The 24,884-nt window shown below is 38.5% G+C and carries 22 protein-coding genes; 5 read left to right on the top strand and 17 right to left on the bottom strand.

All coding sequences use genetic code 11. From position 1 onward, the window contains the following. Positions 1–167: 167 nt before the first annotated feature. The gene (locus tag IGM09_RS00500) at positions 168–2,675 is read right to left on the bottom strand and encodes an EndoS/ChiA family endoglycosidase (RefSeq protein ID WP_033625244.1); all 2,508 of its coding nucleotides are present in this window, start codon (positions 2,673–2,675) and stop codon (positions 168–170) included. A gap of 210 nt (positions 2,676–2,885) precedes the next feature. After that, entirely contained in the window at positions 2,886–3,902 is a 1,017-nt protein-coding gene (locus IGM09_RS00495; protein WP_033625242.1) for an NADP-dependent oxidoreductase, read from the bottom strand. A gap of 180 nt (positions 3,903–4,082) precedes the next feature. Here IGM09_RS00495 and IGM09_RS00490 point away from each other — a divergent pair, with 180 nt between their 5' ends. Next, positions 4,083–4,418, top strand: coding sequence for an ArsR/SmtB family transcription factor (locus IGM09_RS00490; protein ID WP_002356136.1), 336 nt, complete (start codon positions 4,083–4,085; stop codon positions 4,416–4,418). Further along, positions 4,415–5,095: a type 1 glutamine amidotransferase domain-containing protein gene (locus IGM09_RS00485; RefSeq protein ID WP_002359260.1), complete on the top strand. Its 681-nt coding sequence runs from the start codon at positions 4,415–4,417 to the stop codon at positions 5,093–5,095. The genes IGM09_RS00490 and IGM09_RS00485 overlap by 4 nt, the downstream gene beginning before the upstream one ends. Before the next feature lie 90 nt (positions 5,096–5,185). Here the strand turns inward: IGM09_RS00485 and IGM09_RS00480 are convergent, their stop codons facing one another. The 6 genes from IGM09_RS00480 to IGM09_RS00455 all read right to left on the bottom strand — a co-directional run bounded on the left by IGM09_RS00480 (position 5,186) and on the right by IGM09_RS00455 (position 11,524). Beyond that, positions 5,186–6,637: a YfcC family protein gene (locus tag IGM09_RS00480; RefSeq protein ID WP_033625241.1), complete on the bottom strand. Its 1,452-nt coding sequence runs from the start codon at positions 6,635–6,637 to the stop codon at positions 5,186–5,188. A 47-nt stretch (positions 6,638–6,684) separates the two neighbouring features. Continuing rightward, complete coding sequence (locus IGM09_RS00475) at positions 6,685–7,377, bottom strand: Crp/Fnr family transcriptional regulator (RefSeq protein ID WP_002363490.1); 693 nt, start codon at positions 7,375–7,377, stop codon at positions 6,685–6,687. Positions 7,378–7,401: 24 nt separating this feature from the next. Then, positions 7,402–8,334 (bottom strand): carbamate kinase, encoded by a 933-nt coding sequence (gene arcC / locus IGM09_RS00470; protein WP_002356132.1) that lies wholly within the window; start codon positions 8,332–8,334, stop codon positions 7,402–7,404. 105 nt (positions 8,335–8,439) lie between these two features. Beyond that, entirely contained in the window at positions 8,440–9,462 is a 1,023-nt protein-coding gene (gene argF, locus IGM09_RS00465) for an ornithine carbamoyltransferase (RefSeq protein WP_160747730.1), read from the bottom strand. A 25-nt stretch (positions 9,463–9,487) separates the two neighbouring features. Continuing rightward, a complete protein-coding gene (gene arcA / locus IGM09_RS00460) occupies positions 9,488–10,714 on the bottom strand; it encodes an arginine deiminase (protein ID WP_002356129.1) in 1,227 nt (408 codons plus the stop codon). A gap of 297 nt (positions 10,715–11,011) precedes the next feature. Beyond that, positions 11,012–11,524, bottom strand: a complete 513-nt coding sequence (locus IGM09_RS00455; RefSeq protein WP_016618550.1) for an arginine repressor — start codon at positions 11,522–11,524, stop codon at positions 11,012–11,014. 218 nt (positions 11,525–11,742) lie between these two features. On the opposite strand from IGM09_RS00455, the gene IGM09_RS00450 reads away from it, so the two are divergent. Then, the gene (locus IGM09_RS00450) at positions 11,743–12,222 is read left to right on the top strand and encodes an arginine repressor (RefSeq protein ID WP_002356125.1); all 480 of its coding nucleotides are present in this window, start codon (positions 11,743–11,745) and stop codon (positions 12,220–12,222) included. A 129-nt stretch (positions 12,223–12,351) separates the two neighbouring features. Beyond that, on the top strand, positions 12,352–13,302 hold the full coding sequence (locus IGM09_RS00445; protein WP_016614437.1) for an alpha/beta hydrolase: 951 nt from the start codon (positions 12,352–12,354) through the stop codon (positions 13,300–13,302). Between the two features lie 66 nt (positions 13,303–13,368). On the opposite strand, the gene IGM09_RS00440 is transcribed toward IGM09_RS00445, so the two are convergent. From IGM09_RS00440 to IGM09_RS00420, 5 genes are all read right to left on the bottom strand, one after another. Continuing rightward, a protein-coding gene (locus IGM09_RS00440) for an IS3 family transposase (RefSeq protein ID WP_113826046.1) occupies positions 13,369–14,513 on the bottom strand; the annotation gives its coding sequence in 2 pieces (ribosomal slippage) (positions 13,369–14,240 and positions 14,240–14,513; 1,146 coding nt in all). A gap of 107 nt (positions 14,514–14,620) precedes the next feature. After that, a complete protein-coding gene (serS, locus tag IGM09_RS00435) occupies positions 14,621–15,892 on the bottom strand; it encodes a serine--tRNA ligase (RefSeq protein ID WP_002361511.1) in 1,272 nt (423 codons plus the stop codon). Positions 15,893–15,918: 26 nt separating this feature from the next. Further along, the gene (gene sdaAA, locus IGM09_RS00430; protein ID WP_002356122.1) at positions 15,919–16,812 is read right to left on the bottom strand and encodes an L-serine ammonia-lyase, iron-sulfur-dependent, subunit alpha; all 894 of its coding nucleotides are present in this window, start codon (positions 16,810–16,812) and stop codon (positions 15,919–15,921) included. Positions 16,813–16,826: 14 nt separating this feature from the next. Continuing rightward, on the bottom strand, positions 16,827–17,522 hold the full coding sequence (gene sdaAB / locus IGM09_RS00425; RefSeq protein WP_002387470.1) for an L-serine ammonia-lyase, iron-sulfur-dependent subunit beta: 696 nt from the start codon (positions 17,520–17,522) through the stop codon (positions 16,827–16,829). Further along, complete coding sequence (locus tag IGM09_RS00420; RefSeq protein ID WP_002383466.1) at positions 17,509–18,615, bottom strand: PTS sugar transporter subunit IIC; 1,107 nt, start codon at positions 18,613–18,615, stop codon at positions 17,509–17,511. Before IGM09_RS00420 ends, sdaAB begins: the two co-directional genes overlap by 14 nt. A gap of 316 nt (positions 18,616–18,931) precedes the next feature. Here IGM09_RS00420 and IGM09_RS00415 point away from each other — a divergent pair, with 316 nt between their 5' ends. After that, positions 18,932–19,552 (top strand): helix-turn-helix transcriptional regulator, encoded by a 621-nt coding sequence (locus IGM09_RS00415; protein ID WP_002383467.1) that lies wholly within the window; start codon positions 18,932–18,934, stop codon positions 19,550–19,552. Positions 19,553–19,610: 58 nt separating this feature from the next. Here the strand turns inward: IGM09_RS00415 and IGM09_RS00410 are convergent, their stop codons facing one another. The 4 genes from IGM09_RS00410 to IGM09_RS00395 form a co-directional block, all read right to left on the bottom strand. Further along, a complete protein-coding gene (locus tag IGM09_RS00410; protein ID WP_010713639.1) occupies positions 19,611–20,396 on the bottom strand; it encodes a lipoprotein in 786 nt (261 codons plus the stop codon). A 155-nt stretch (positions 20,397–20,551) separates the two neighbouring features. Beyond that, positions 20,552–21,313: a formate/nitrite transporter family protein gene (locus IGM09_RS00405; protein WP_002389593.1), complete on the bottom strand. Its 762-nt coding sequence runs from the start codon at positions 21,311–21,313 to the stop codon at positions 20,552–20,554. A gap of 176 nt (positions 21,314–21,489) precedes the next feature. Beyond that, on the bottom strand, positions 21,490–24,477 hold the full coding sequence (locus IGM09_RS00400; RefSeq protein WP_430619683.1) for a glycosyl hydrolase family 28-related protein: 2,988 nt from the start codon (positions 24,475–24,477) through the stop codon (positions 21,490–21,492). Next, entirely contained in the window at positions 24,474–24,713 is a 240-nt protein-coding gene (locus IGM09_RS00395) for a hypothetical protein (RefSeq protein WP_002356115.1), read from the bottom strand. The genes IGM09_RS00400 and IGM09_RS00395 overlap by 4 nt, the downstream gene beginning before the upstream one ends. Between the last annotated feature and the right edge of the window lie 171 nt (positions 24,714–24,884).

Here is a 24,884-nt window from a genome sequence, read left to right as displayed (position 1 = left end):
AGAAATTTCCGAAAATTGCTCTTTAATTTTTGGAGAATTTCGGCTTATTTCCGAAGGAGTTGGTTCTGTTCCCGCCGTTTATCAGGTTTTGATCCTGGGACAAAAATCCAAAGTGATTTTTGTCCCAGGATCAGTCTTTATAGATAACTCGTTAGCTATAACTAGTTTTATTTAACCACCATATACTCACGATAATTTTCCGAGAACGTATCCATTAGCGTATAAATTCGTTCAAAATCATAGTCACGACTAGGGTCATCATACCAAACACATTGAATACTTCCAATAATTGGAAGATTTGGGCTACCTGCTGGCACATCTGTAAATGCTTTTTTCGACATATTTGCTAAAGCATCATCATATTGATAAATGCCAGAATCAACATTGCCAGCGACCCAATACCACGCATCATTGGTATTAAAAATTTTGTGTCCTTTTTGAACAAAGTACTCAGGTTTGGCTACGTCATATCCGCTCCAACCGGCTGTCCAATAAGAAATAATAATCTCTGGGTCAAATGTACCGAAAGAATCGTCGCTGTTGTAATAAATGCCATCATTGAAGCTCATTGGCTGCATGCCCGCATCTTTAATTATTTTAGCTAAATCATTCGCATAAGCGACAAAATCCTTGTAGCGCCCAGAAGATTGCAGTTTCGCCCAACCGCCTGTGTCGACATCATTTGCATACTCATCGCCACCAAAATTGAAAATTTCACTATGCGCGGAAAAATAAGCCACGTACTTACTGATAATCGCCTTTGTGAAATTCACTGCCTTTTGGTTCCCTAAATCTACTGTTCGTTTTGAGCCATCAAAAGCGGGATTTTTAATCGCTAGTTTTTCCATGGCCACTAACAACGCATCCATATGTCCTGGACTGTTAATCACGGGAATGATGTTGATGTTGCGCGCTTTCGCAAAAGCCAACAACCGATCCATTTCTTTTTGCGTTAACGCGTTGCCATTAGGATCATTGTAATATGCGTTGTTGCCTCGTTGGATTGCTTTTGAAACCCGGTTGTGGTTGTATTTTTTACCATTCACATTGACCGACATATCATCCAAAATAAACCGTAAGCCATCATTTCCTAAAATTAATTGGACATCTGTGTACCCATTTTGACTGGCTTTGGCCACTAATTCTTCCAGTTGCTCCACGGAAAAATATTTTCTTCCCGCATCAATGGAAAAGACACTTTTTAAAGGTTGTGTTTGTTTCTCTTTTAAATTATCCAAAGCTGTTTGGACCTCCGTTTGCCAAGTAGTCACTTGCGCGGCTGTATACGTTTTTCCCGCAAGTTCTGTTGCGACTGTCTCTTTTGTTGTTTGTAGTGCTTGAATCGTTTCTGGTGTATAGCTTTCTGCCTTTTCAATGGCTGTAACTGCTTGATCCAACGCACGATATAAAGTGGTTAAGTCAATGGCTAACAGGCCTTTTTCTAATTCAGCATCATAGGTATTTGAAATCCCTTGGCCATAATCGCCACCTAAAATAGCTTTATTCACATCATAAAGCGTCGTTGCTTGTGTCACTGCTTCTGCGGCTTTATTTTGTGCTTCAAGGTCTGTGTTGGCGTAGCTAATTCGTTTTAAATAGTGTTGCGCAGCCGCTTGCATCTCTGCAAGAGAAACGCCTTTACTCTCTGCAATGGCCGTTTTTGTCCAAAGTAAATTAGAAGGTTTTATCTGATTTAAATCGTCTTCATTATAGGTGCGACCATCGCGATCTAAGGCATAGAGGAACATGCCCCCTAAATTATTTTCATAAGAATAACGAGCTACTTTATACATGTTACTTTCCATATACGGCTCTTTTGTGTCATACCAGCGGTTGCGATCTTGCTCTTCTGGGAAAGTTAATCCTGGAACAAATCGTTCCCCATTGAGAACCGGACTTAAATTATTTAATGCTCGTTGCGTGCGTTGGTCATCGCTACCATACTGTTGATACGCGAGAAAATCGAAACAGTCACTGACATCTTGTAAAGGTGGTAAATATTCTGCATTGGTATCATACAAAAATGGACGATCCGTTCCCGACTTCGGTCCAATGTATTTTGATAATGCACGAATGACACCATTAGATAGAACAATATCTTTTTCACTTGGACGAGTTTCCATGTCAATATCTAACCCATCAATTCCTAAATCATCGACAAATTTGGTTAACAGCTCTTTCGCATAAGCATCAAATTCTGCTTCTGTAGGCGTTGTTCCTGCATAAGGAACTTTTAATAGCTCGCTGTAATCAATCCCACGAACTAAACGAACACCTCGTGCATGTAATGCTGGCGCATACTCATTTTTTAACGTATCATAAAATGGCTGTGCAAGTGCTTCTTGTCCTTTTGGCACATAACTAAAGACATTCACAATGTCAATACCATAAGGAATATCGTGCATCGTTAGCCAATTTTCATCTGGCAATGTTGTATTAACTCCTTGCATCGTTTTGTCACGCCAAGCCCGATAATAAACCATAAAATGTTTCTCTTGGGTCGGCTCATTGGCTTGGCTGATCATTGGTTGATGAAACAGACTAAATAAGATAAACGCCAAGCCAACCAATAACGAAAGACCCAGCCAACTAACAATTGTTTCTCTGTTTTCTCCTTTTCTTGTCGATAAATTGTTCCCCACTTTGAACACCATTCCTTTCTGCACTCCGTTCATTTTTGTGTATCCACCTAAAAAAGAAAGCGCATACACAACCATCAATAGAATAACAAAAAATAACGAATTTGCAAAATAGAAACTGGAAAAATGAGGATTTTCTATAAAAATCTTTTCCCGCCTAAAATCACTTTTGTTAGACGGCGTTTAAATGTAAATTTTGAGACATGCAAGAAAAACAGGCCTATTTTTCTTGCATGTCTCCTTTACTTAGTCGTGATCAACATCGGCGATTTTCACAACAATTTTCCCTTGTGCTCGTCCTGTCAGTGAATAATCCACCGCTTCTTGAATTTGGCTAAAAGGAACGACTCGGTCAATTATCGGCTGTAATTTTCCCTGTTCAATGAACTTAGTGAGTAAGGCTAATTGCTCGCCATCTGGACGCATAAACAAAAAATGATAACTAACATCTGTGGCTTGCTCCAATCGATGAATCTTGCGGGTAGCTATTTTAAAGGCCCATTGTTTCCAAAGCGGCAAGCCATACTCTTTAGCAAAACGTTCGTTGGGAATGCCTGACAATGTAACGACTTTTCCCTGAGGTTTAACCACTGAGAAAGCTTTTTCTAAGATTGTCCCCCCCATTGTATCAAACACATAATCGTAGTCGGATAAAACTTCTTCAAAATTTTGTGTCTGATAGTCAATCACTTCATCTGCTCCCAACGCTTGAACCCATTCTTTATTTTTACTACTCGTGGTGGTGGCAACGTAAGAGTCCGCTAGTTTTGCTAATTGAATCGCAATGGTCCCAATCCCTCCTGAACCTGCTTGAATCAGGACTTTCTGGCCTGGCTGTACATTCATAATATCATGTAGCGCTTGATAACTTGTCAAACCGACTAACGGAATGGCCGCAGCTTCTTCAAACGTTAAATTTTTCGGCTTCATAGCTACAGCCGCTTGATCCACTGCAATATATTCAGCAAAAGTTCCCACGCGATTTTTGGGTACTCGCCCGTAAACTGCATCGCCCAGCCTAAAATTTTGAACATTTTTTCCAACAGAAACAACAATCCCAGCAAAATCACTGCCTAAAATCAGTGGCATTTGATAATTTAAAAGCATCTTTACTTTGCCATCTTTTGTTTTTAAATCAATCGGGTTGATACTGGCAGCGATAATTTTGACCAAAACATCGTTGTCATGAATGGTGGGTAAGGGCACCTCCTCGATTGCTAATTCTTTTTGTCCGTATTTATGAATTAAAGCGGCTTTCATCATTGAATCTTTCCTCTCTTTACTATCCTTTTTATCGGTTTAAAAGTTTAAACCTTTAATCAATTAGTATCTTAACGAAAAATGGGATCCACGTCAAGTTTCAGCCCTCAGCGTATTTTATTGACAAAAAACACGAAAAATGGTTTAATCGTTTAAAAATACGAACCAAAGAGGCGAAAGAATATGAAAGAATTAGAAGAAATTCAAACAGAATTTACTGCGCTTAGTGATTTTTTAATCGCATTGGGTGATGAAAAACGCCAAGCAATTATTATTGCACTGTTAGAAGACCAGGCCTGTGTTGGCCGTCGTGTCACTGAGTTAACAGAGGCGACACAACTCTCACGCCCCGCGGTTTCTCACCACTTAAAAATTTTGAAACAAGCCAAATTAATTGATTGTCGCAGTGAAGGAACTAAAAATTATTACTCACTTTCTCACGATACCACCAAAATTGAGCAACTCCAACAACTATTGACCCACATTACGTCGATTATGCCAGGGAGGAAGCAAGCATGAAAAAAATTCTCGTGGTCCTCACAAACGTTTCCCGTTATCACGGCACCGAAGAACCAACGGGCCTCTGGCTAGGTGAAGCCACGGAGTTCGTGGAAGAAGTAACCAAAGCAGGATTTTCAGTTGACTATGTTAGTCCCCAAGGAGGCTATGTCCCTTTGGATCCCCGGAGTATGAAATATGTAGATTCATCCATTATGGCAGTTTATGAAAGTGCTGATTTTCAAGAACGAGCGCTAGCGCATTCCCTCTCTCTTGAAGAAATTGAGCCAGATGAATATGCAGCAATTTACTTTACAGGAGGCCATGGCGTTATGTGGGACTTTCCTGATAATCCTCAGTTGCAAGCAATCACTCGTAGCCTTTACGAACAGGGCAAGTACCTAACTTCTGTTTGTCACGGAATTGCTGGCCTTTTAAATGTCAAAGATGCGTCAGGAAATTATTTGATTGCAGATAAAACCATTACTGGCTTCACTACTGCAGAAGAAATTTTAGCCATGAAAAAAGCAGTTGTTCCTTTCTTAAACGAAACAATTGCCAAAGAACATGGTGCTACTTTTGCGAAAAAGCGTCCCTATAAAGAATTTGCGTATCAAGATGGCCGTATAATCACTGGGCAAAATCCTTTTTCTGTCCGCGCTGTCGCAAGATTGTTAATTCAACAACTATCAAAATGAAACAACAGCGACTACTTTTAGGTAGTCGCTGTTGTTTCATTGCTTCTTCTTTTTTCCGAAAGCCGAAGCCCTAACATAAAAAATTTTTGATTAGCTAAAGAGTAACATCGCGCCAATTAAGATAATTAGGTTAATTAAGCCTAAGATAATCATTGGTTTGGCCATGAATTTTGTCCAAGTGGCATATTGAACTTTGGAAATTTCCAAACCACCCATTACAACACCAGATGTTGGCGTGATCAAATTAATCAAGCCACAACCTGAAGCAAAAATCATAACCATCACTTCTGGACTTAAACCAATGTTTTTAGCTAACGCACCCATTACAGGAATAGAAACGTACGCTAAACCAGAAGTTGAAGGAATTAGGAAAGATAAACCTAAGTATAAAACAAAGGCACCGATGACAAATAAGACTGGGGAGAGTCCTTGTAATAAGCCTGCCGCTTTATCAAGGATAAATGAATCTAAATACGTTTTAGACATCAAAACAGATGCCCCGCGAGCAACTACGATAATTAAAACAACGGATAACATATCTTTGGCACCGTCGATAAATGCTTCAATGGTTTCTTTTTCAGTAAAGCGACCAATCAAGGCAGCAATGATCCCTAAAAGGAAGAACCACATCGCTAAGTCGCCAAAGTACCAGTCACCGAAACTGTTGCCTGTTAAAACAGACGTCCAGCCTTTGAAAATCGTCACTCCAAAGTCGTTCCATGGAATTAAGGAAACAATCATAATGACAAAACAGAAAGCGAATACCATTAAGATTTTTTTATGACGATTCGTAAATGGCATTTCTTTCGACGCTGCTTGTCCATACGTTTTTTCCATATCCTCTTGTTCTTGTAAAGATAAAATTGTTGAACCTTTGTCCGCCTTCACTTTTTTCGCATAACGCATCACAATGAAAATAGAATAGCTGGTAGAGGCCGCCCACAAAATAGCACCGACAATTAAAATAATTCCTGTATTCGGCTGAATGCCAATACCTCGCAACGCATCCATCGCTACCCCTGTGGAGAAAGGGTTAACCGTTGAACCGATAACACCTGATCCTGCACCCAATAGCACAGTCCCCACTGCGACAAACGTATCAAAACCAGCGGCGACCATGGTGGCACTCAATAAACCATAAAAAGGAATTGTTTCTTCTGCCATTCCATAAGTCGACCCACCAATAGAAAATAAAATCATTAAAATCGGAATGATTTTCAATTCGTTCCCTTTTAACTTTTTAACGACTGATTGAATCCCTGCTTCAAGAGCCCCAGTTTGCGTCACAATATTTAAAAAGCCACCGAGTACTAAAATAAAAATATTAATTTCAATGGCATCTTTAAACCCATTGAATGGAGCCATGATAATATCCGATAATTTGGCCCCTACCACGTGGTCAACCATTTTGCCATCAATTTCTCTTGGGGTAAATGGCTGGCCATTTAGCAAGACCGTTACGATACCTAAAACAATTAAAATAATAAATAAAATACTAAAAGACGAAAGCTGTTTTTTGTTTTTCTTCTTTTTTTCTGCCATATCCTTTTATACAGGAACCTACTTTCCTGTATCTCCCTTCTCTATGATTAATTACTCAATCGATCAATAAAGAATGGCGTATCTAGAAAAGTTAAGAATTTATGACTGTAGCTAATACGGTTCATTTGGACTAATTTTTTCATAACACTGCTTGCTGTTTCCCGCGTAGTTCCACTCATCCGTGCAATGTCATTAATGGTAATTGGACAAGCAATTGCAACGCGTTCTCTGTTGTCAATTCGTTCTCCTAAATCATTTAATAACATCGCCAGTGATGTCACAATCCGTTCACATGCATCATTGGTTGTTCCTTTTTGGATTTTTATCATGCTTTCTTTTAAAAGGACCGATTGTTCTTGAATCCAATGAATCAATTGCTGGGGATTATTTTGGAGAAAACGCTCAAACAGTTTAACTGGCACAAACACAACCTCAATATCCGTATAGGCAATCGCGGAGTCGTAATGAACCTCATCTTGAAACAGTCCGATTCTCGGAAAAAGAGCCTGCTTTTTCATAAAATGCAGATAGGAAAAATTACCACTGCGATCATTTTTTTCAATTTTAATGACACCCGAAACCAATAAAATCAAATGATTTCTCGGATCACCTGGATAAAAAAGGACTTGGCCTTTTTTATAGGAGCGAACGAAACTCTCGTTGCGCAATTCTGTTAGTTCTGATTCAGAAAAGTATTGAAAATCTTGATTATTTTTAGTGATTATTTTCTCTATCATCATCTTAATTCTCCTAAATACTATACTTTATTTTGTCACAACCGTTCCTACGATTTCATCGCCGCTCATACTTCCTAAGTTTTCCAAAGAAGTGATAATTGCTTGTTTATTGGGTTGGCTTTCTACAAACTGAATGGCGGCTTCAATTTTCGGTAACATACTACCTGGTGCAAAATGACCCGCTTGTTTGTATTCTTCCAACTCTGCTACAGTGACATTGGTTAATTGTTTTTCATCTGGTTTGCCATAATTAATACACACATAATCCACGCCAGTTAAAATAACTAGTGCATCCGCATCCACTAATTCTGCCAGTTTTTCAGAAGCAAAATCTTTATCGATTACTGCTTCGACACCTTTTAATTCTTGTCCTACGACAGGGATGCCACCACCACCACATGAAATGGTAATTATATCATTTTTTATTAAGGTATTAATAGTCTCAGCCTCGTGGATGTCAATTGGCTTAGGACTTGGAACGACTTTGCGCCAGCCACGTCCTGCATCTTCTTTAAAAATAGCACCTGCTTGCATTGCTTCTTTGGCTTCAGCTTCTGTTAAAAATGGACCGATCGGTTTTGTTGGATTTTTGAATGCCTCATCTGCTGGATCTACGACCACCTGTGTTAAAACAGTAGCCACTTGTTTCTTGATTCCTGCTTTGTTTAATTCTTGATTAAGCGCATTGGACAACCAGTAGCCGATACTTCCTTGTGTCATAGCAACACACGTATCTAGCGGCATCGCTGGATTTTTTTCAGAATCAGCTGCTTGTTGTTGCAATAATAGATTACCGACTTGTGGACCATTGCCATGTGAAACAATCAACCGATGCCCTTGTTTAATTAAATGAACTAAATAGGCAGATGTTTGAACTAATGCTTGCTGTTGTGCATGTGCGCTAGCATCATTTGAAAGGATGGCATTTCCGCCTAGTGCAACGACCATTTTTTTCCCCATTACAAATCCTTCTTTCCTATCATAATAAAGAATAGGCCGCCCTTCAAAAGAATCTCTTAAAGGGCGAAACGACTATTCTTTTTTCAATGTTTTTTCAGTTGCTTCCTACACACGAGGAATGAATAAGTTGCCTAAAGTAGCTGCCATGATCGCTTTAATAGAATGCATTCTGTTTTCTGCTTCTTCAAATTGACGACCATATTTACTGCGGAAAACTTCATCCGTGATTTCCATTTCAGTAATGCCGAATTTTTCAGCAACCATTTCTCCGTATTGTGTTTTCGTATCATGAAAGGCTGGTAAACAGTGTAATACGATTAAATCGCCATCCATGTTTTCGGTTTTTTCTAACATAGCCATATTAATTTGATAAGGTTTCAACAGATTGACACGTTCTTCAAATTTATCTTCTTCACCCATGGACACCCAAACGTCTGTATATAACACGTTGGCTCCTTTAACACCTTTAGCAACGTCGTCTGTAATCATTAATTCTGCACCAGATTCTTTCGCAAATTCTTTTGCATAATTAACGACTTCATCAGAAGGGAACAATTCTTTTGGTGCACAAATGCGAACATTTACGCCTAAAATAGCACCTGTCACTAACAAGCTGTTTGCCATGTTGTTACGGCCATCGCCGACATATACTAAAGTGATTCCTTCTAAACGACCAAAGTTTTCTTTCACTGTCATAAAGTCCGCAATCATTTGTGTTGGATGCCATTGATCCGTTAAACCATTCCAAACAGGAACACCAGAATATTTCGCTAAATCTTCCACTACTTCTTGACTAAACCCACGGAACTCAATCCCGTCAAACATACTACCTAAAACAATCGCTGTATCTTCAACAGATTCTTTTTTACCTAATTGAATATCGTTGGCGCCTAAATACTCAGGATGTGCCCCTAAATCAATCGCTGCTGTCGTAAACGCAGAGCGTGTCCGTGTCGAAGTTTTTTCAAATAAAAGAGCGATATTTTTTCCTTCTAAATAGTGATGTGGAATCCCTTTTTTCTTCAATTCTTTTAAGTGAATACTGAAGTCTACCAAATACTCTAATTCTGCTCTTGTAAAATCTTTTTCTGCTAATAAACTACGTCCTTGAAATACTGAATTCATGATGATTCCTCCTATTTTTGGGTGTTTTTTAAAGATCTTCACGGTAAAGTGGCATACTCATACAACGAGGGCCACCACGGCCACGTACTAGTTCACTTCCTGGAATGTAATTCAATTTCACGCCTGCTTCTTCTAGCGCTTTATTCGTAATCGTATTCCGATCATAAACAACAACTTCCCCAGGGGCAATTGCTAATGTATTTGAACCGTCGTTCCATTGTTCACGGGCTGCTGCGGTTAAATTTCCAGCACCGCAACGGATTAATTGAACATTGTCTAAATGCAAGTATTTGCATAAAATGTTATCTAATGTATCTTTTTCTTTTGTAATTTGGATGTCTCCATCTGCTTTTTCAGTGATCGAGTAAACAACCAAACCACCTTCGATTTCTGGATGAATCGTAAATTTATCATAGTCAATCATGGTAAAAACGGTATCTAAATGCATGAATTTACGATGTTCACCGATATCAAAAGCCAAGATATTTTTAAACCCTAATTTTTGTTCAAAAATATTTCTCGCAATTTTTTCAATTGACGCGGCATCCGTTCTTTGAGAAATCCCAATGGCCACTACTTCTTTTGAAAGAATTAATTCATCGCCACCTTCAATTCTGGTTGATTCTGAACGATCATAGACTCTAGGAACCTCTTTTCCAGCAAAACGAGGATGATAATCAAAAATGTATTGCCCAAAAATGGTTTCCCGTTGTCGAGTTACTGAATACATATGATTTAAAGAAATCCCGTGCCCCATTGTCGCAAAGTTATCACGCGTGAAGTATAAGTTAGGCATTGGATCAATAATGAATGGATAATCCGCTTCAACCATATCTGTTAAAAATTCTTGCTCATATTTAGGTAATTCTTGTTTTTGAATGCCAGCAATCGCTTTTTGAATAAGTTCTTCGTTGTCGTCAATTTCTAACATTAACTCTCTAACTTTTTCTTTTGCTGATTCGCTGCGAATATTGGCTTCTTCTAAGAATTGGTCAATAAATTGTCGGCGGACCTCTTCATTAATCAACGCTTCAGCAGCTAAGTCCTCTAAATAGACCACTTCGATATCTTTTGATCGTAACAACTCTGCAAATGCATCATGTTCTGCTTGTGCTTTTTCTAAAAACGGAATATCATCAAACAACAATCTCTCCAGATAATCTGGCATTAAATTTTCTAATTCCTTACCTGGACGATGTAACATCACTGTTTTCAATTTCCCGATTTCAGAAAATACATTAATTGGATGACTCATGTGAAATAACCTCCTCAACTTAATTACAAACACAGAATAACAGACCTGATTAACCTAGGACGTGAGCCATTTGCCAAACAAAATACCAAATATACAACGGTATTCTTTCTTATGCATATTTTCAACCTAAAAGAATGCGCTTTCATAGATATTCTAAAAAAATAATGCATAATTAAATAAAAAAAAATGCATTTATTCAAAAAAAAATTATTTCTCCATACACATAATAAAGTTATAATCTTATAGAGGTAAAAGGAAGGGAGCCAGAAGTCAAAACGACTTCTGGCTCCCTTCCTTTTATGCGTTACTTTTTGACAAAGGTGTTGGCTGAATAAATTGTTGAAAATACTGCTCTAGTTCTTGTGCTTTTTCCTCGGATGATGAAACAATAATAACAGTGTCGAAGCCAGCGACAGAACATTTCTTTTCACACAAAGACACTTCATCAAGTACAGCTGAAAACAATGTTGCGTTGTCTGGTAATGTATGAACCACTAGTAAAAAGGCGACACGTTCAACCTTGGTCACTACCTCACGAATTGCTTGTATCAACTGTTCTTTTTTTCGTTCTTCTAAAGAAGTGAATTGTTCAAAAATCGTTAAACGGATCTCGCCAGAATCATCTAATGCTTTGACGACTTTTAATTCCCATAAATCCCGTGAAATCGTTGCTTGTGCGACATTTATCTCGCGCTTTTTTAATTCTCTTAACAACTCATTTTGACTATGAATTACAGTTGTTTGAATGATTTCTTTAATCAAACTTTGGCGTGTTTGCTTATTCACAAATAACACCCTTCCTCCAGACATTTACAAAGCAATACTAGCAGAATCTCTCTAATTAGAATAGAAAAAGGGTCGTTTAGCTAAAAGGTTCTCATTGATTTTGTCGGATATTTCGCATTCAAAAAAGTGAGACTTGCACAATTTAGTAAAACGTTGTACAGTGATTTTAGGGAATTACTGGCACCGTTTTAAATAACAGCAATGATGTTTTTTTGCATGATTAACTGAACTGGAGGAAAGTAATGAACCGATTAAAACGCCAAACGATGATTAAGCGATTGGTCACAGAAAATGAAATCCATACACAAAGTGAATTACTAGCATTATTGGAAAAAGAAAATATTCACACCACACAAGCAACTATTTCTCGTGACATTCGTGAGCTGAATTTAAACAAAGTAGACAATGGTCAAGGAGAAGCCTATTATCGTATCTTGAATAATTCTGCCCTTCGTCCAAAATATAAAACAGATGAAGAACGTCTTGTTGACATTATTATTGAAACTGGTGTTTCTTTAACACAAATAGAGTTCACAAATCTTTTAACCGTCTTACCTGGCAACGGGCAAGCCATTGGGGTTTTAATTGATCGCATACGTATCCACAACCCTCATATCTTGGGCTGCATCGCTGGGGATGATACTATCTTAATTCTTTCAAAAAATAAAGAAGATGCCCTTGAAGTTAACAACTATTTCCAGCAGTATTTGTACCACCCATAATTCATCACTTAGTAAAATCGACTATTTTTTGACATCATTGCTATTTTATTAAAGATAAATAAAAGAAGGCGTCTCAGTGAAAGCTGAGGCGTTTTCTCATGAATTTTTCTTTTGAACACCGTCTTTTTTTTGTATAATAATCAAAAAGCAAAGAAAGGGTTTCTTATGACTGAACAATTCATACTCACTTCAAACGATCAACAAACTCAGCTCAATGTACGTCATTGGCCCTGTCCTTCACCCAAAGCCGTAGTTCAATTGATTCACGGCATGGCAGAGCATATCCAACGTTATGATGAATTTGCTCGTTTTTTAAATCAATTAGGGTTTGCCGTAATTGGGCATGATCATCTAGGTCATGGCGAATCTGTACAACCAAGCGCACCGATCTATGGTTTTTTTGGAGAACAAGGGCCTGAAAATGTCGTTACAGATATTCATCAAGTGAAACAATGGGCTATGAATCACTATCCACAATTGCCCTATTTTATGATGGGTCACAGCATGGGGTCTTTCGCCTTGCGCAACTATCTGCAAGACTATCCTGTGACTATGCAAGGAGTCATTTTCATGGGCACTGGAACAAGTCCGTTACCTTTAACCGCCGCATTGCCTTTTATTAAAAAAATGGCCGAGAAACAGCCGAAAAAACCAGCTCCGTTCATTGATAAGCTGGCATTTGGTTCTTTTAGCAAAAAATTTCCTGAAGCAAGTTCCTTTAATTGGCTTTCTAAAAATCAAGCCAATGTGGCTGACTATGAAAATGACCCATTAATGGGCTTCGTATTTACCAACAATGGTTTTGCTACCCTTTTTTCGCTTGTTAAACGAGCCAATCAAAGGAATTGGTACCAAGCGATCCCAAAAGAATTGCCTATTTTAATCATTAGTGGCGCTGAAGACCCAGTTGGTGATTTCAGCAAGGGGCCAGCGAAAATTCAAAAGCAATTAAAGCATGCAGGTTTTCAGCACGTGACGTTACGACTATTTCCCACATTGCGTCATGAAATTTTATTAGAAACGGAAAAAGCAACAGTTTTTCAAGAAATTGGGCATTGGTTAACGGATTTAACGAATTAAAAAAGAAGGTTGATGTCACAACGGAACTGACCTAAGATTGTGAGACAGGAATAAAAAAGCATTTTCCTAGACTGCTGATTTCCGATAGTCTATCGGCGATTGGTAGTCTAGTTTTTGTTGAATTCGACTTTCATTATAATAAGTAATGTATTTTTTTACAATTTCTATTACAATAGATGTAGGTTCACTTGTGAGCCCATCTAAGTAGAACGTTTCAGACTTTAGTGAGGCATGAAACGATTCGATGCAGGCATTATCTGAAGGTGTCCCTTTGCGGGACATACTCATGGTAATGCCTTTTGCTTTTATTTGATTCTGGTAGTCAAAAGAAGTATAAACAGAGCCCTGATCACTATGCAATAGACAATCCGTTGTTTGGGGCAATTGATCAAGTGTATCCAGAACAAAAGCCGTATCTTGCTTATCACCGATGGTATAGGCAATAATTTCACCATTGTATAAATCCATAATTGAAGACAAATACAATTGCTTTTGACCAAAAGGCAGATAAGTAATATCTGTTACCAATTTCTTTAAAGGAGCGTCTGAAGAAAATTGTCTATTTAGCTTGTTCTCGACAACCGTGTAAGGTTGTCCCACTTTACTGCGTTTCTTCATTTTCACGCGACAATTCCAATGATATTTCTGCATAATCTTTTGTACGGTGTTTTTGTTTACTTTGTATTCCTGATTAATCAACGCAGTAATCTTTCGATAGCCATATCGAAACTTATGCTGGAAGCAAAGTCGACGAACGGCTTCTTCAAGAGGTGTTAACTTTCCTAAGTCTTTTCGATGAGTCCAACGATAATAAGTAGCTCGCGAAACGCCGAAAAGTTGACACAATGCAGTAATGGTTATTTTTCCTTTCATTTTTTTAACTAATTCTACAAATATTTCTGGCTCCACGTCCTTTCCAATTCTTTGTACTTTTTTAGCACCTCAATATGCATTTTTAAATAGTTATTTTCATTTCTAAGCTGTTGTTCATTTGATAGAATTTCTGGACCTTTTCCATAAGCATATTGTTTTCCAACGGGTTGAACCAGACGATGATTCTCGCCATTACGGTACCAACGCCACCATGTTTCAATTTGTGTTTTGTTTTTAATGCCTAATTCTGCCATAATCGTTTTTACAGGAATATTCTCTTTTTTCATCTGTATAGCCATTTCTTTGATGTGAATCGGATAAGACACTCGATTTCCCATTGAAAAAGCACCCCCTAGTTAAATTCATTTTAACGTGAATTCAACAAGAGGTGCTTTTTTATTTTGTCTCAGTTTATTGGGTCAGTTCCCAACATCAACCTTCTTTTTTAATCTATTTTCGTTAAACCGCCCATATAAGGACGTAGAACTTCTGGAATCGTTACGGTGCCATCTTCATTTTGATAATTTTCCAAAATAGCAGCCACTGTTCGACCAACAGCAAGTCCTGACCCATTAAGTGTATGGGCATACTGAACATGACCTGTTTTATCACGATAACGAATCAACGCCCGACGTGCTTGGAAGTCTTCACAGTTTGAACAAGAACTAATTTCTCGATACGTTTTCTGTGCCGGAATCCAAACTTCTAAATCATAGGTTTTCGCTGCCGAGAAGCCCATATCACCTGTCGAAAGAGTAATCACTCGATAAGGGAGGCCCAATTTTTCTAAAATGTCTCCAGCATTGTTGGTCATTTTTTCTAATTCTTCATAGGAGTGTTCTGCATCACTAAATTTAACCATTTCTACTTTATGGAACTGGTGTAAACGAATTAATCCTCGGGTATCACGGCCTGCGCTACCCGCTTCCGAGCGAAAAGAAGGACTTAAAGCAGTAAAATAAATCGGTAACTCTTGCGCCTCTAAAATTTCATTATTATAGTAGTTAGTTAATGGGACTTCCGCTGTGGGGATCAGCGTCAAATCACTTTCTGCAACTTGGAAAACATCTTCTTTGAACTTAGGAAACTGACCGGTGCCAAACATTGCTTTGCTATTGACCAAATAAGGAGGAATCACCTCGGTATAACCATGTTCATTAACATGTTGATCTAACATAAAATTATAGACCGCTCGTTCTAAACGAGCCCCTAAGCCTTTGTAATAAAGAAAACGGCTACCAGATACTTTCGCGCCTCTTTCAAAATCTAAAATTCCTAAGGCTTCACCGATTTCCCAATGTGGTTTCGGTTCAAATGAAAAAGTTTTCGGCGTACTCCACCGCCGAACTTCTACGTTGGCGGCTTCGTCTGCGCCAACAGGTACGCTCTCATGAGGTAAGTTAGGCAAACGTTCTGCAATGGCTGTGCATTGTTCTTGCAAATGAACAACTTCTTGGTCTAAAACTTTAATTTGCTCGCTAACTTCTTGCATATTTAGCAATTGTTGTGAAGCATCTTTTTGTGCACGCTTTAATTGTGCAATTTCTCCTGACACCTGATTACGGTGTTTTTTCAGTTCTTCAACTTTAACAAGTAATGCTCTCCGTTCTTCATCTAAAGCCAAAAAGCGTAATAAAACTTCCTCGTCCACACCACGTGTTTTTAACTTTTTCTGTACCACTTCTACATTTTGACGAATTTTTTTCATATCCAGCATCTTATTTCCCTCTTCATGATTAAATTTTAAACAATGGTGAATTTTACTTTTTCAAAAATTTCATTCTTCATTCGTTGGCCAGTCGCTGTGCCAGCTAAGCCACCTAACCCCGTTTCTCTCAATTCTCGTGGTAATTGACGGCCGACTTTATTCATGGCTTCCACCACTTCATCTGCTGGTATTTTATTTACAATTCCAGCTAAAGCCATATCTGCAGCGATTAACGCATTGCCTGCACCTACTGTATTTCGTTTGACACAAGGAATTTCGACTAACCCAGCCACTGGGTCACAAACTAAACCTAATAAATTCCCTAAAGCCATAGCAAAAGCTTCAGAAGATTGGCGTGGTGTTCCGCCAGCCGCTTCAACAGCTGCAGCGGCGGCCATCGCTGAAGCACTGCCTACTTCGGCTTGACATCCACCAACAGCACCAGCAATCATCGCATTGTTGGCTGTGACCATCCCAAATAAAGAACTGGTAAACAAGAAACGAATTTGTTGATCACGCGTTAAATTCAAGGTATTTTTAATCGCTGTTAAAACCCCTGGTAAGGTGCCACTTGCACCAGCAGTTGGCGTTGCGCAAACAACGCCCATTGCTGCATTGACTTCATTAGTACCTAGTGCGGCTTGAACTGCAGACATCATTAAATCACCTGATAACGTTTTGCCAGCTGCGCGGTATTTTTTTAAACGTGCCGCATCACCGCCCGTTAACCCAGTAGGAGAAAAAACGCCTGCTCCTTCTTGCGAGCGTTTGACAGCAGCATCCATGACATCCAAATTTTGACCCATCTGTGTCCAAATTTCTTCATAGCTTTTTTGGCTACGCTCCATTTCTTGCTCAATCATCAAATCAGAGATTTTTTTTCCTGTTTTTTCAGCTTTATCGATAAATTCTTCAATCGAAAGGTACATATGTCAAACTCCTATCATAATAAGATTATTTTCGATGTGTCATCTAGTGAAAACAATTGTTCTTTCACCGAGGAAATTGGTGCCGAATCTAAGTCAAAGATGAATAAAATTTGATTCCCTTCCACATAACGAGACACCGCATTCACTTGAATATTATTTTTTTGTAACGTATCTTTAAAAGCTTGCATCGCCTGCTCTTCTTGATTAATGACTAACAAAATAGGTAAAGGACCATGTAGTTGTACATTGAAACCGTCTAATTCAATGTATTTCACCTCGATAGTACCGCCACCTACAGAAATTCCTGTTAAATGGATTTCGTGCGTTGCATCACTGAGTGTCACACATGCTGTATTAGCATGCTTCACTGGACTTTCTTCACTCATTTCTAAAAATTGAATCTCGATTCCTTGTTCTTCCGCAAGTTCAATGGATTGTGTTACGTTGGCATCATCTGCTGCTAGTCCAAGAATTCCACCAATAATTGCAAAATCAGTCCCATGTCCTTTATGCGTGTCTGCAAAAGATTCATAGTATTTAATCACAATTTTTTCTGGCGTTCCGCCGAATAACTTTCTTGCCGCTAAGCCAATTGCTAAGGCCCCAGCTGTATGCGAACTAGAAGGACCAATCATAATAGGACCGATAATGTCAAAACAACTTTTGTAGTTCATTACTTTGTTCACTTTTTTAGGTTTATTGATGGCCATAGCTGTGTTCATACGTAACTCCTCCTTTGGTTTTTACTGCTTCTTTTTCTTTTTCACTGGTTACTTCCGTCGTTCCTTCAAATTCTGGTGTATTATCCACCGCTTCAATTCTGTAACGTTTAAAGACCAGCGCACCTAAAAATCCAAACATCAGACTGACCACTGTGATAATCGCTACTGCTAGTAAAGTCGTTTGAATGGCATTGTTACCTAATGTCACAAGTAAACCAGCCCACGGTGTTGCCATTCCTGTCACAGGTACTTTTAAGCCAAAGAAAGTCACTACAATACCACTAACCATTCCTGAAAATAAATTCGTTGCGTAAATAGGTATTGGATTGGAGCTGATGATATCGACTTGTGTTAATGGCTCAATTGCCACAGCTAACGGAGTTGAAGCTGTGCCTAGTTTTAACTTTTTAAATAGCGCCGCATTGACAATGGAACTGCCGTAACAAGTCAACGCACCGACAGCCATTGGTACACCAGTCAAACCAATCAAGGCAGTTAAAACCATTGAACTTAACGGTGTCATACCAACAATCGGGATAATAGCACCTAAAATTGCGCCCATCACATATGGATTGCCATCTACTGCACTTAAAATCGTGCCCCCAATAACTTCTAGGACACCTAATACAACGGGTTGAATAAAACCAGCAACTAACGAAGCAGCGACTGGAATGACTAAAATAACGACTAATAAGTCAATCCCTTCTGGAATACGTTTTTGCATCTGCTCAACAACAAAAGATAAAAGATACGCGGTAATAAAAGCTGGTAACAAGCTGACTTTAATCAATGACAGACCTAAAATAATTGAAAAAACTGGACTAATCCCGAAAGCCAGCGGCACAAGAGCTCCAGCTGCTAAACCACCTAGACTACCCATAGTTTCACCAATTTGCGACACATAATCTAAATGAAAAACGCCGCCTACTGCATACCGCAAAAATGCCTCTGGTAGAAAGGTGGCACAAGCTGCACCAGACAAAGCACTTAAAGATTTTTTCCCTCGCGGTGCTTTAAAAGAGAATAGGGACATGCCACATAAAACTAAGACTAACATCAAGATTCCTGATAACGTTTTCATTTCTTTGCCTCCAACTATATTTTTTTATAACGGATGGTACTCCTGAATAAAATTTTTATTGCTCAACAAGTGAAAGAATGAGCGAACATTTCGATGAACTAAAGTACAATGAGTAACAAAAATTTCATTCCACATTCAGAGTATACGACTAAACAAAAGTTTAGTCAATGTATTTTTTTAACGCAAAGAATCTTATTGCTTTTCCATTAAAAAAGTATTACACTAAAATTAATTTCAGTGTAGGGGAGGATATCACTTGGAGTCATATTTACGTTTAAGTGAAGTAGATAAACAAATCTTACATTCACATGCCTTAATGCTTGATGGATTAGGGAACTTCTTTGGTAGTACCCATGAAGTCATTCTTCATAGTTTAGAAAATTTGGAAAGTTCAGCTATCAAAGTCATCAATGGCCATTTCAGTAATCGCAAGGAAGGTGCCCCCATTACTGATATGGCGTTAAAAATGTTAAGTCAAGTAGAGTCGGAACATGATTACGCTGTGAAACCCTACTACAATAAAAATCAAAAAGGGGTTATTTTAAAATCTTCCACCATTCCAGTTATCGGTGAAAATGATCGTATTATTGGATTGATCTGTATCAATATGCATTTAGAAATGCCATTAATTGATTACTTGCAAGACTTATTACCTTCAGGACAACAAAATGATATGTCCCAAGAGCTTAAAAATTCTGAACATTTTTCTGACAATATTGACGAATTAATCACTACTTCACTGACAAAAGTAAAACAAGCAGTAGAAAGCGATCCAAATGTATCACATTTGAATCAAAATAAAGAAATTGTTATTCGTTTATATGATCAAGGAATTTTTAATCTCAAAGATTCTGTCATAAAGATTGCCGATCGATTAGGTATTTCAAAAAATACCATCTATTTACATATCCGCAATCATAAAAAAGAAGAAGCTTAAAACATCAAAGCCACCAACGCTAACTAGCGTTGGTGGCTTTGATCACTTCTCTTCTATTTTAATTTGGTAAATCAAACAAGTAAGGTGTCCCTATTTCTCCATTTAACGTAACATCTAAGCGATTTTTTGTGCCGGGAACTAAATTACTGGCTGTGAAATTCCCTTGGGCATCCGCAGTAAAACTTGCTAAAATCACCCGCGCATCATCTGCACGTGACACTAAAATAGTTGCATTCGGTGCTGTTTTACCAGAAATTGTTCCTTGTTTCGGATCAATCGTAATATTGCTAAAAGAAAGCGCTGCTTCTTGTCCTGAACTTGGAATGTCAATTTGGACAGGTGCACTATTCCGTTGATCAACGGTTGCGATTAATTGAGTAGTCGCTCCCGCTCTGGGACTAATTACTGTAAAATTGCCATTGGCATCCGCATAAAAAACACCTGCTTGTGCAGAAGCATCACCGACTACCGTTGCTGTAATGGTTGCATTAGGTAATGTAGTACCATTAATTTCATTTCTTTCAGGATTGAAAACAACATTGGTAATTGTAATGTTTGTATCAGGTGCTTGGTTTTGAGGGACTTCATTCGTTCCATCAGTTCCTGCAGAAGGCTGCGTGGCATTTTCTGACGGATTTTCCCCTGTCACATTAGAATTTTGACCCGTGACAGACGAATGACTACTTTTCATTTCTTGTTGACTAGAGGATTTCTGCGTGGCTTTCTTTGTTTCTTGCTTTGGCTTAGAATCATTTGTGCTTGCTGTTTTTTTGTTTCCACATCCTGCTAGACTTAAAGACAATACACTGAACGTTAACATACTGAACAAAGCAATTTTTTTCATTTTTCGTTACCTCCAGAAATCTTTTTGTAACATTAATGTAACATTGTTTTAAAAATCTAGCAATAATTTTTCAACCGTTTTCCTTTTTGTTTAAAAAGAAAAAACCTGCACAAAGGCATTTAGCCTTTGTGTAGGTTTTTATCTGCTAAATGGATTTAATGTTTGCGATAGCTTAAATAGTAAAAGCCAGAAACAAAAATGGCACCACCAATGATATTACCTAAATAAACAAAAATAAAATTACGGAAAAAATCCCCCCACTGAACGCCGCCTTCAAAAATTGCGGCTGGAATGATGAATGCATTCGCCACACTATGCTGAAAGCCAATTGCAACAAAAATCATTACTGGAAACCAGATGCCTAATAGTTTCCCCGCTGCATCTTTCGCACCATAACAAAGCCATAAGGCCAGACCTACGAACCAGTTACAGCCAATACCTGAAATAATTGCTTGAAGCCAAGTTGCTGCAACTTTATGTTCTGCAAGAGAAAGAACCTGATTTAAATAGGCGCCGCTACTGGTTAAACCTAAATAATGGCCAAAAAAATAGGCAACAAATAGGGCGCCAACCATATTTGCCAATGTAATTGTGACCCAGTTCACGAGTAATTCTCTGAAAGAGACCTTTTTAGCAAACCAAGCCGTACTCACCGCCATCATATTTCCTGTGATTAACTCACCACCAGCCATTAAAATAACAATTAGACCAATTGGGAAAACCGCAGCTCCCACTAAAGCTTGAACACTGGCTAAATCTGCTGGAATAGAGGCGGAAACACGCACATAAGCTAAATAGCCGAGGGAAATCATAGCCCCGCCGATAAATCCTAAAATGAGTTTTGCTACCAAAGGCTTTTGAATTTTTTTCTGACCATTTTCAATACTAATACTTAAAATTTCATCTGGTGTATACAAACATTTCACTTCCTTTGTTTTTTGTCCTCCTTTACTTTACCCTTATATCACAGAAATTCAAGTACTTTTGTGTATTTTTTCACTAAAAACTGTAGTTCTTTTAATTTTATATGAAAACATCCTGAAACAAGTCCTATTTCTTGTTTCAGGATGTTTACTTATCCGTTTTTAAAGAGTTATCTTTTCACTTTAAAACAATAGGTTGCTGCAGTTAACGATAAAAAGCTCAGGCCTAGGAAGCTCCCAACTGTTGAAGATTGTTCCCCTGTTTTGGGGAATTTTTTCTTGGCAATTTTGGTCGTATTATCCGCTTTTTTGACTGTTCCTGACGATTCTTGATTCGTCTGTATCTGTTTAGTTGCTTGGTTTTCTGCTACTGATTCCTTTGTTTGATTAGCCTTGGCAGAGGGCTTTGAATTACTTTGAGCGGCATTAGGATCTTGATTAGACTCTACCGCGTAAATGACAGAATTCTGGCCTTTACTTTGGCTGTTTTCGTTTACAGGGCTTGGGGTGCTACTCTCACTTGTACTGTTGGTTGCGCTGGTCGTACTTGAAGCACTACTTTCGCTGGTACTACTTGTTTTACTGGTTGTACTTGGTGTGTTGCTTTCATTTGTATTGCTTGTTTCACTTGTCGTACTTGAGGTACTACTTTCGCTGGTTGTGCTTGGCGTGTTGCTTTCACTCGTACTACTGCTCTCACCTGTCGTGCTTGGCGTGCTGCTTTCACTCGTACTACTGGTTTCACTTGTCGTGCTTGAGGTGCTGCTTTCGCTGGTATTACTGGTTTCACTGGTTGTGCTTGAAGTGCTGCTTTCGCTGGTATTACTGGTTTCACTTGTCGTGCTTGAGGTGCTGCTTTCGCTGGTATTACTGGTTTCACTGGTTGTGCTTGAAGTGCTGCTTTCGCTTGTGTTACTAGTTGTCTCTGTTGATTTTTCAACTAACAGAAGTAACGCCGTTTTTATGGTTTGTGTTAATTGGTTAATACGCTTTTGTGCATCTGCAGGCGTTTTAAAGCCACCAAGTGTTGGCTCTAATAATTCTTCATCTGACCAAGCAAGCAGTTGTTGTAACTGCTTATAGCTTCCTTCGCCAGTTGTTGTATCTATTAAGGCTTCTTGCATGGCTTGCCAAGAGTCTTTGGTATATACAGATTCGTCTAATTTATGAACGCTTGCAAGTTCATTTTCTGCTTCTGTACGCTCTAGCGTGATATCGGCTTTTTTGACTAATACTTTCATTGCAGATTGCAAATTACTTGTTAACTGATCCACTTGCTCTTGGGTTTTGTCCTGACTCTCCTGACCTTCTGCTAACAATTGTGTCGCCTGCTGATAATAGGAAGGAACAATTGATTTAGGCCCAATGGCAGTGAATAGCTGCCAAGAGTAAACTGTATATTGGTTTGCTTCACCAATCGAAGCATAAACGGTTTGTAGCTGGGACAAATCAAGCTTTTTTGCCGGAGCCTCTACCGTCACCGGTACGTTCACTGTTACCAATGAACCTGTTTCATAAGTTAATTGAACAGTCACTTTTTGTTGGCCGATTTCATTTAAGACCTCTGGATTGACGATTTTAGCGGCTGGGACTGCTTCATCCGCGTCATTTGTATTAGCAACCAGTTGCTGCGGATCGATTGATTGTCCTTGCACAATCGTTGTAGCCACAGGGGTTGCTAAAGTATTTCTAACCGGAATTGGCGTATTTTTATATTGCTCGTAAAGTGTTGGTGAAACCAACGATTCCCATGTTGCTGGCATTAAGCGATAGTCCTCCTCTGTCCAATTTTCTACCAATAATTGGCCGTTTTTAAGGCCATCATCTCGAGTATTGTCTTTCACAAAACTCGTTTCTGGTCGGAAACCACCGCCACTAGCGATTAACAATTCCCGACGTCGATTTTGCGGAATATTATGGTAGTTAACAAACTGATTGTTGATAAATACGCCATTGAACACATTGTTATTTCCTGTATGTCGATTGTATTCCATCCCAATTGCATATTGATTGTCCCAATACTTCCAATCAAAAATGTTATTAGCCACTAGCCAGTTGGATAATTCTGAAATAGCTCCCTCTGCTTGCGTTTCTGCCAAACCAATCTCTGGTGTTCCATACATAATGAGGCCTGTATTTCGCAAATAATTATTCATAATCGTAATATTACGACCTGATTTAAACTTAAATCCGCCAGCTGGACCATTTTGTAGTCCACGTAAATGATTCCCCACCACCGTGATGTTTTGGGCGCCACGGAAATAAATTGCATGATCTCCCACTAGACCATTCAAGTTTTCATTATCATAGGGTGAATAGAAAAAATTATGTTGGACAGTTACATCCTTCAACATATTAAAAGAATTAACCCCGGTGGATAGATAATTTTGTTCATTAGGTACTGAAATAGCACCGGCTTCAATGGCTGTTTGCAAACGTGTAATAGTCGCTGCTAAGTCTGAACGACTGGTACTTTTAATCGCATCTAATTCTGTCACTTTTAAACCAAATAGATTGTCCACGATGTCTACATCTGACATATACTGGAAGCGACTTGGCGTTGAATAACCACCAATGTAAATCGCTCGGTTAAAATCACCTCCCGATTGCATATGTGCCGTGTCTCGCATGAAAATATTACCTGAAATTTTAACGCCAATATCTGCATTTAAATTGACCACGAATCCTTTTAATGGATTATAAAAGATATTGTTTGCTAGCGTTAATTGATTCGTCAATTTTAAGGTCACATTGATGCCGTCAAAAGCAATATTTTGAAGTCGTACATTGGTTTTCGTCCCGTACGTTGTGTCTGTTAGCTGAATCGGTGCACCTGTAGCATTATGTAAAATAGTGGCTCCTGTTGTATCGCCAATTAATTGATAATTTGAAGAAATCACAATATCTTTTGACAGAGCATAACTTCCCTGTGGTAAAAATAATGCCCGTCCTTCCCTTGCTGTCTGACTCAGCAACGTCTGTAACTTCTCTGTTTGATCCTCTGTGCTATTAGGCACCATCGCTTGCGCACCAAAAATCGTTGTATCTGTTGCGTTAACTGGTTCAACCGCTTCAGTCACCATTGGTAGACCCACCACTGTCAATAAACCAAATAGAAGAATGAGCATTGTTTTCTTCATGTGTTTCCCACTTTTCATTCCGTTACTTCCAACGGCTTATTTTGTAAAAGTTGATACAGCGTAATAACACGACTGTCTTCGTATGCATAAATTTTTTTAAATTTTGGATTCATATGTAAGATACTTGTTACCTTTAACAAGTTTTGATTTGTGACTTCTAATTCTAAAGCCTCAACCAATTCCTTTAAGCGAACACCGGCACTATTTTCTTCACAACTTAAAATTTCTTCAATTTGTTCCATCCGTTTTTTCATCTCATCCCGCCTTCCTTCCCTTGCTCTTTCTATTATATAGAAAAATTCTTGTGAGAACCCTCAATATTTTTTAACTGACTGTTAAAAAAAGTAGTAGTTCCTTTGCTATCAATAGCTAACCATCTATTATTTACGATAAAAAAAGCAAAAAAAGTACCTTTTGGACATAAT

It is taken from the genome of Enterococcus sp. DIV0167, from assembly GCF_050541555.1.
GTDB classification, from domain to species: domain Bacteria; phylum Bacillota; class Bacilli; order Lactobacillales; family Enterococcaceae; genus Enterococcus; species Enterococcus faecalis.
The sequence above is the reverse complement of the archived record's forward strand: the minus strand, read 5'-3'. Positions and strand labels throughout refer to the sequence as shown.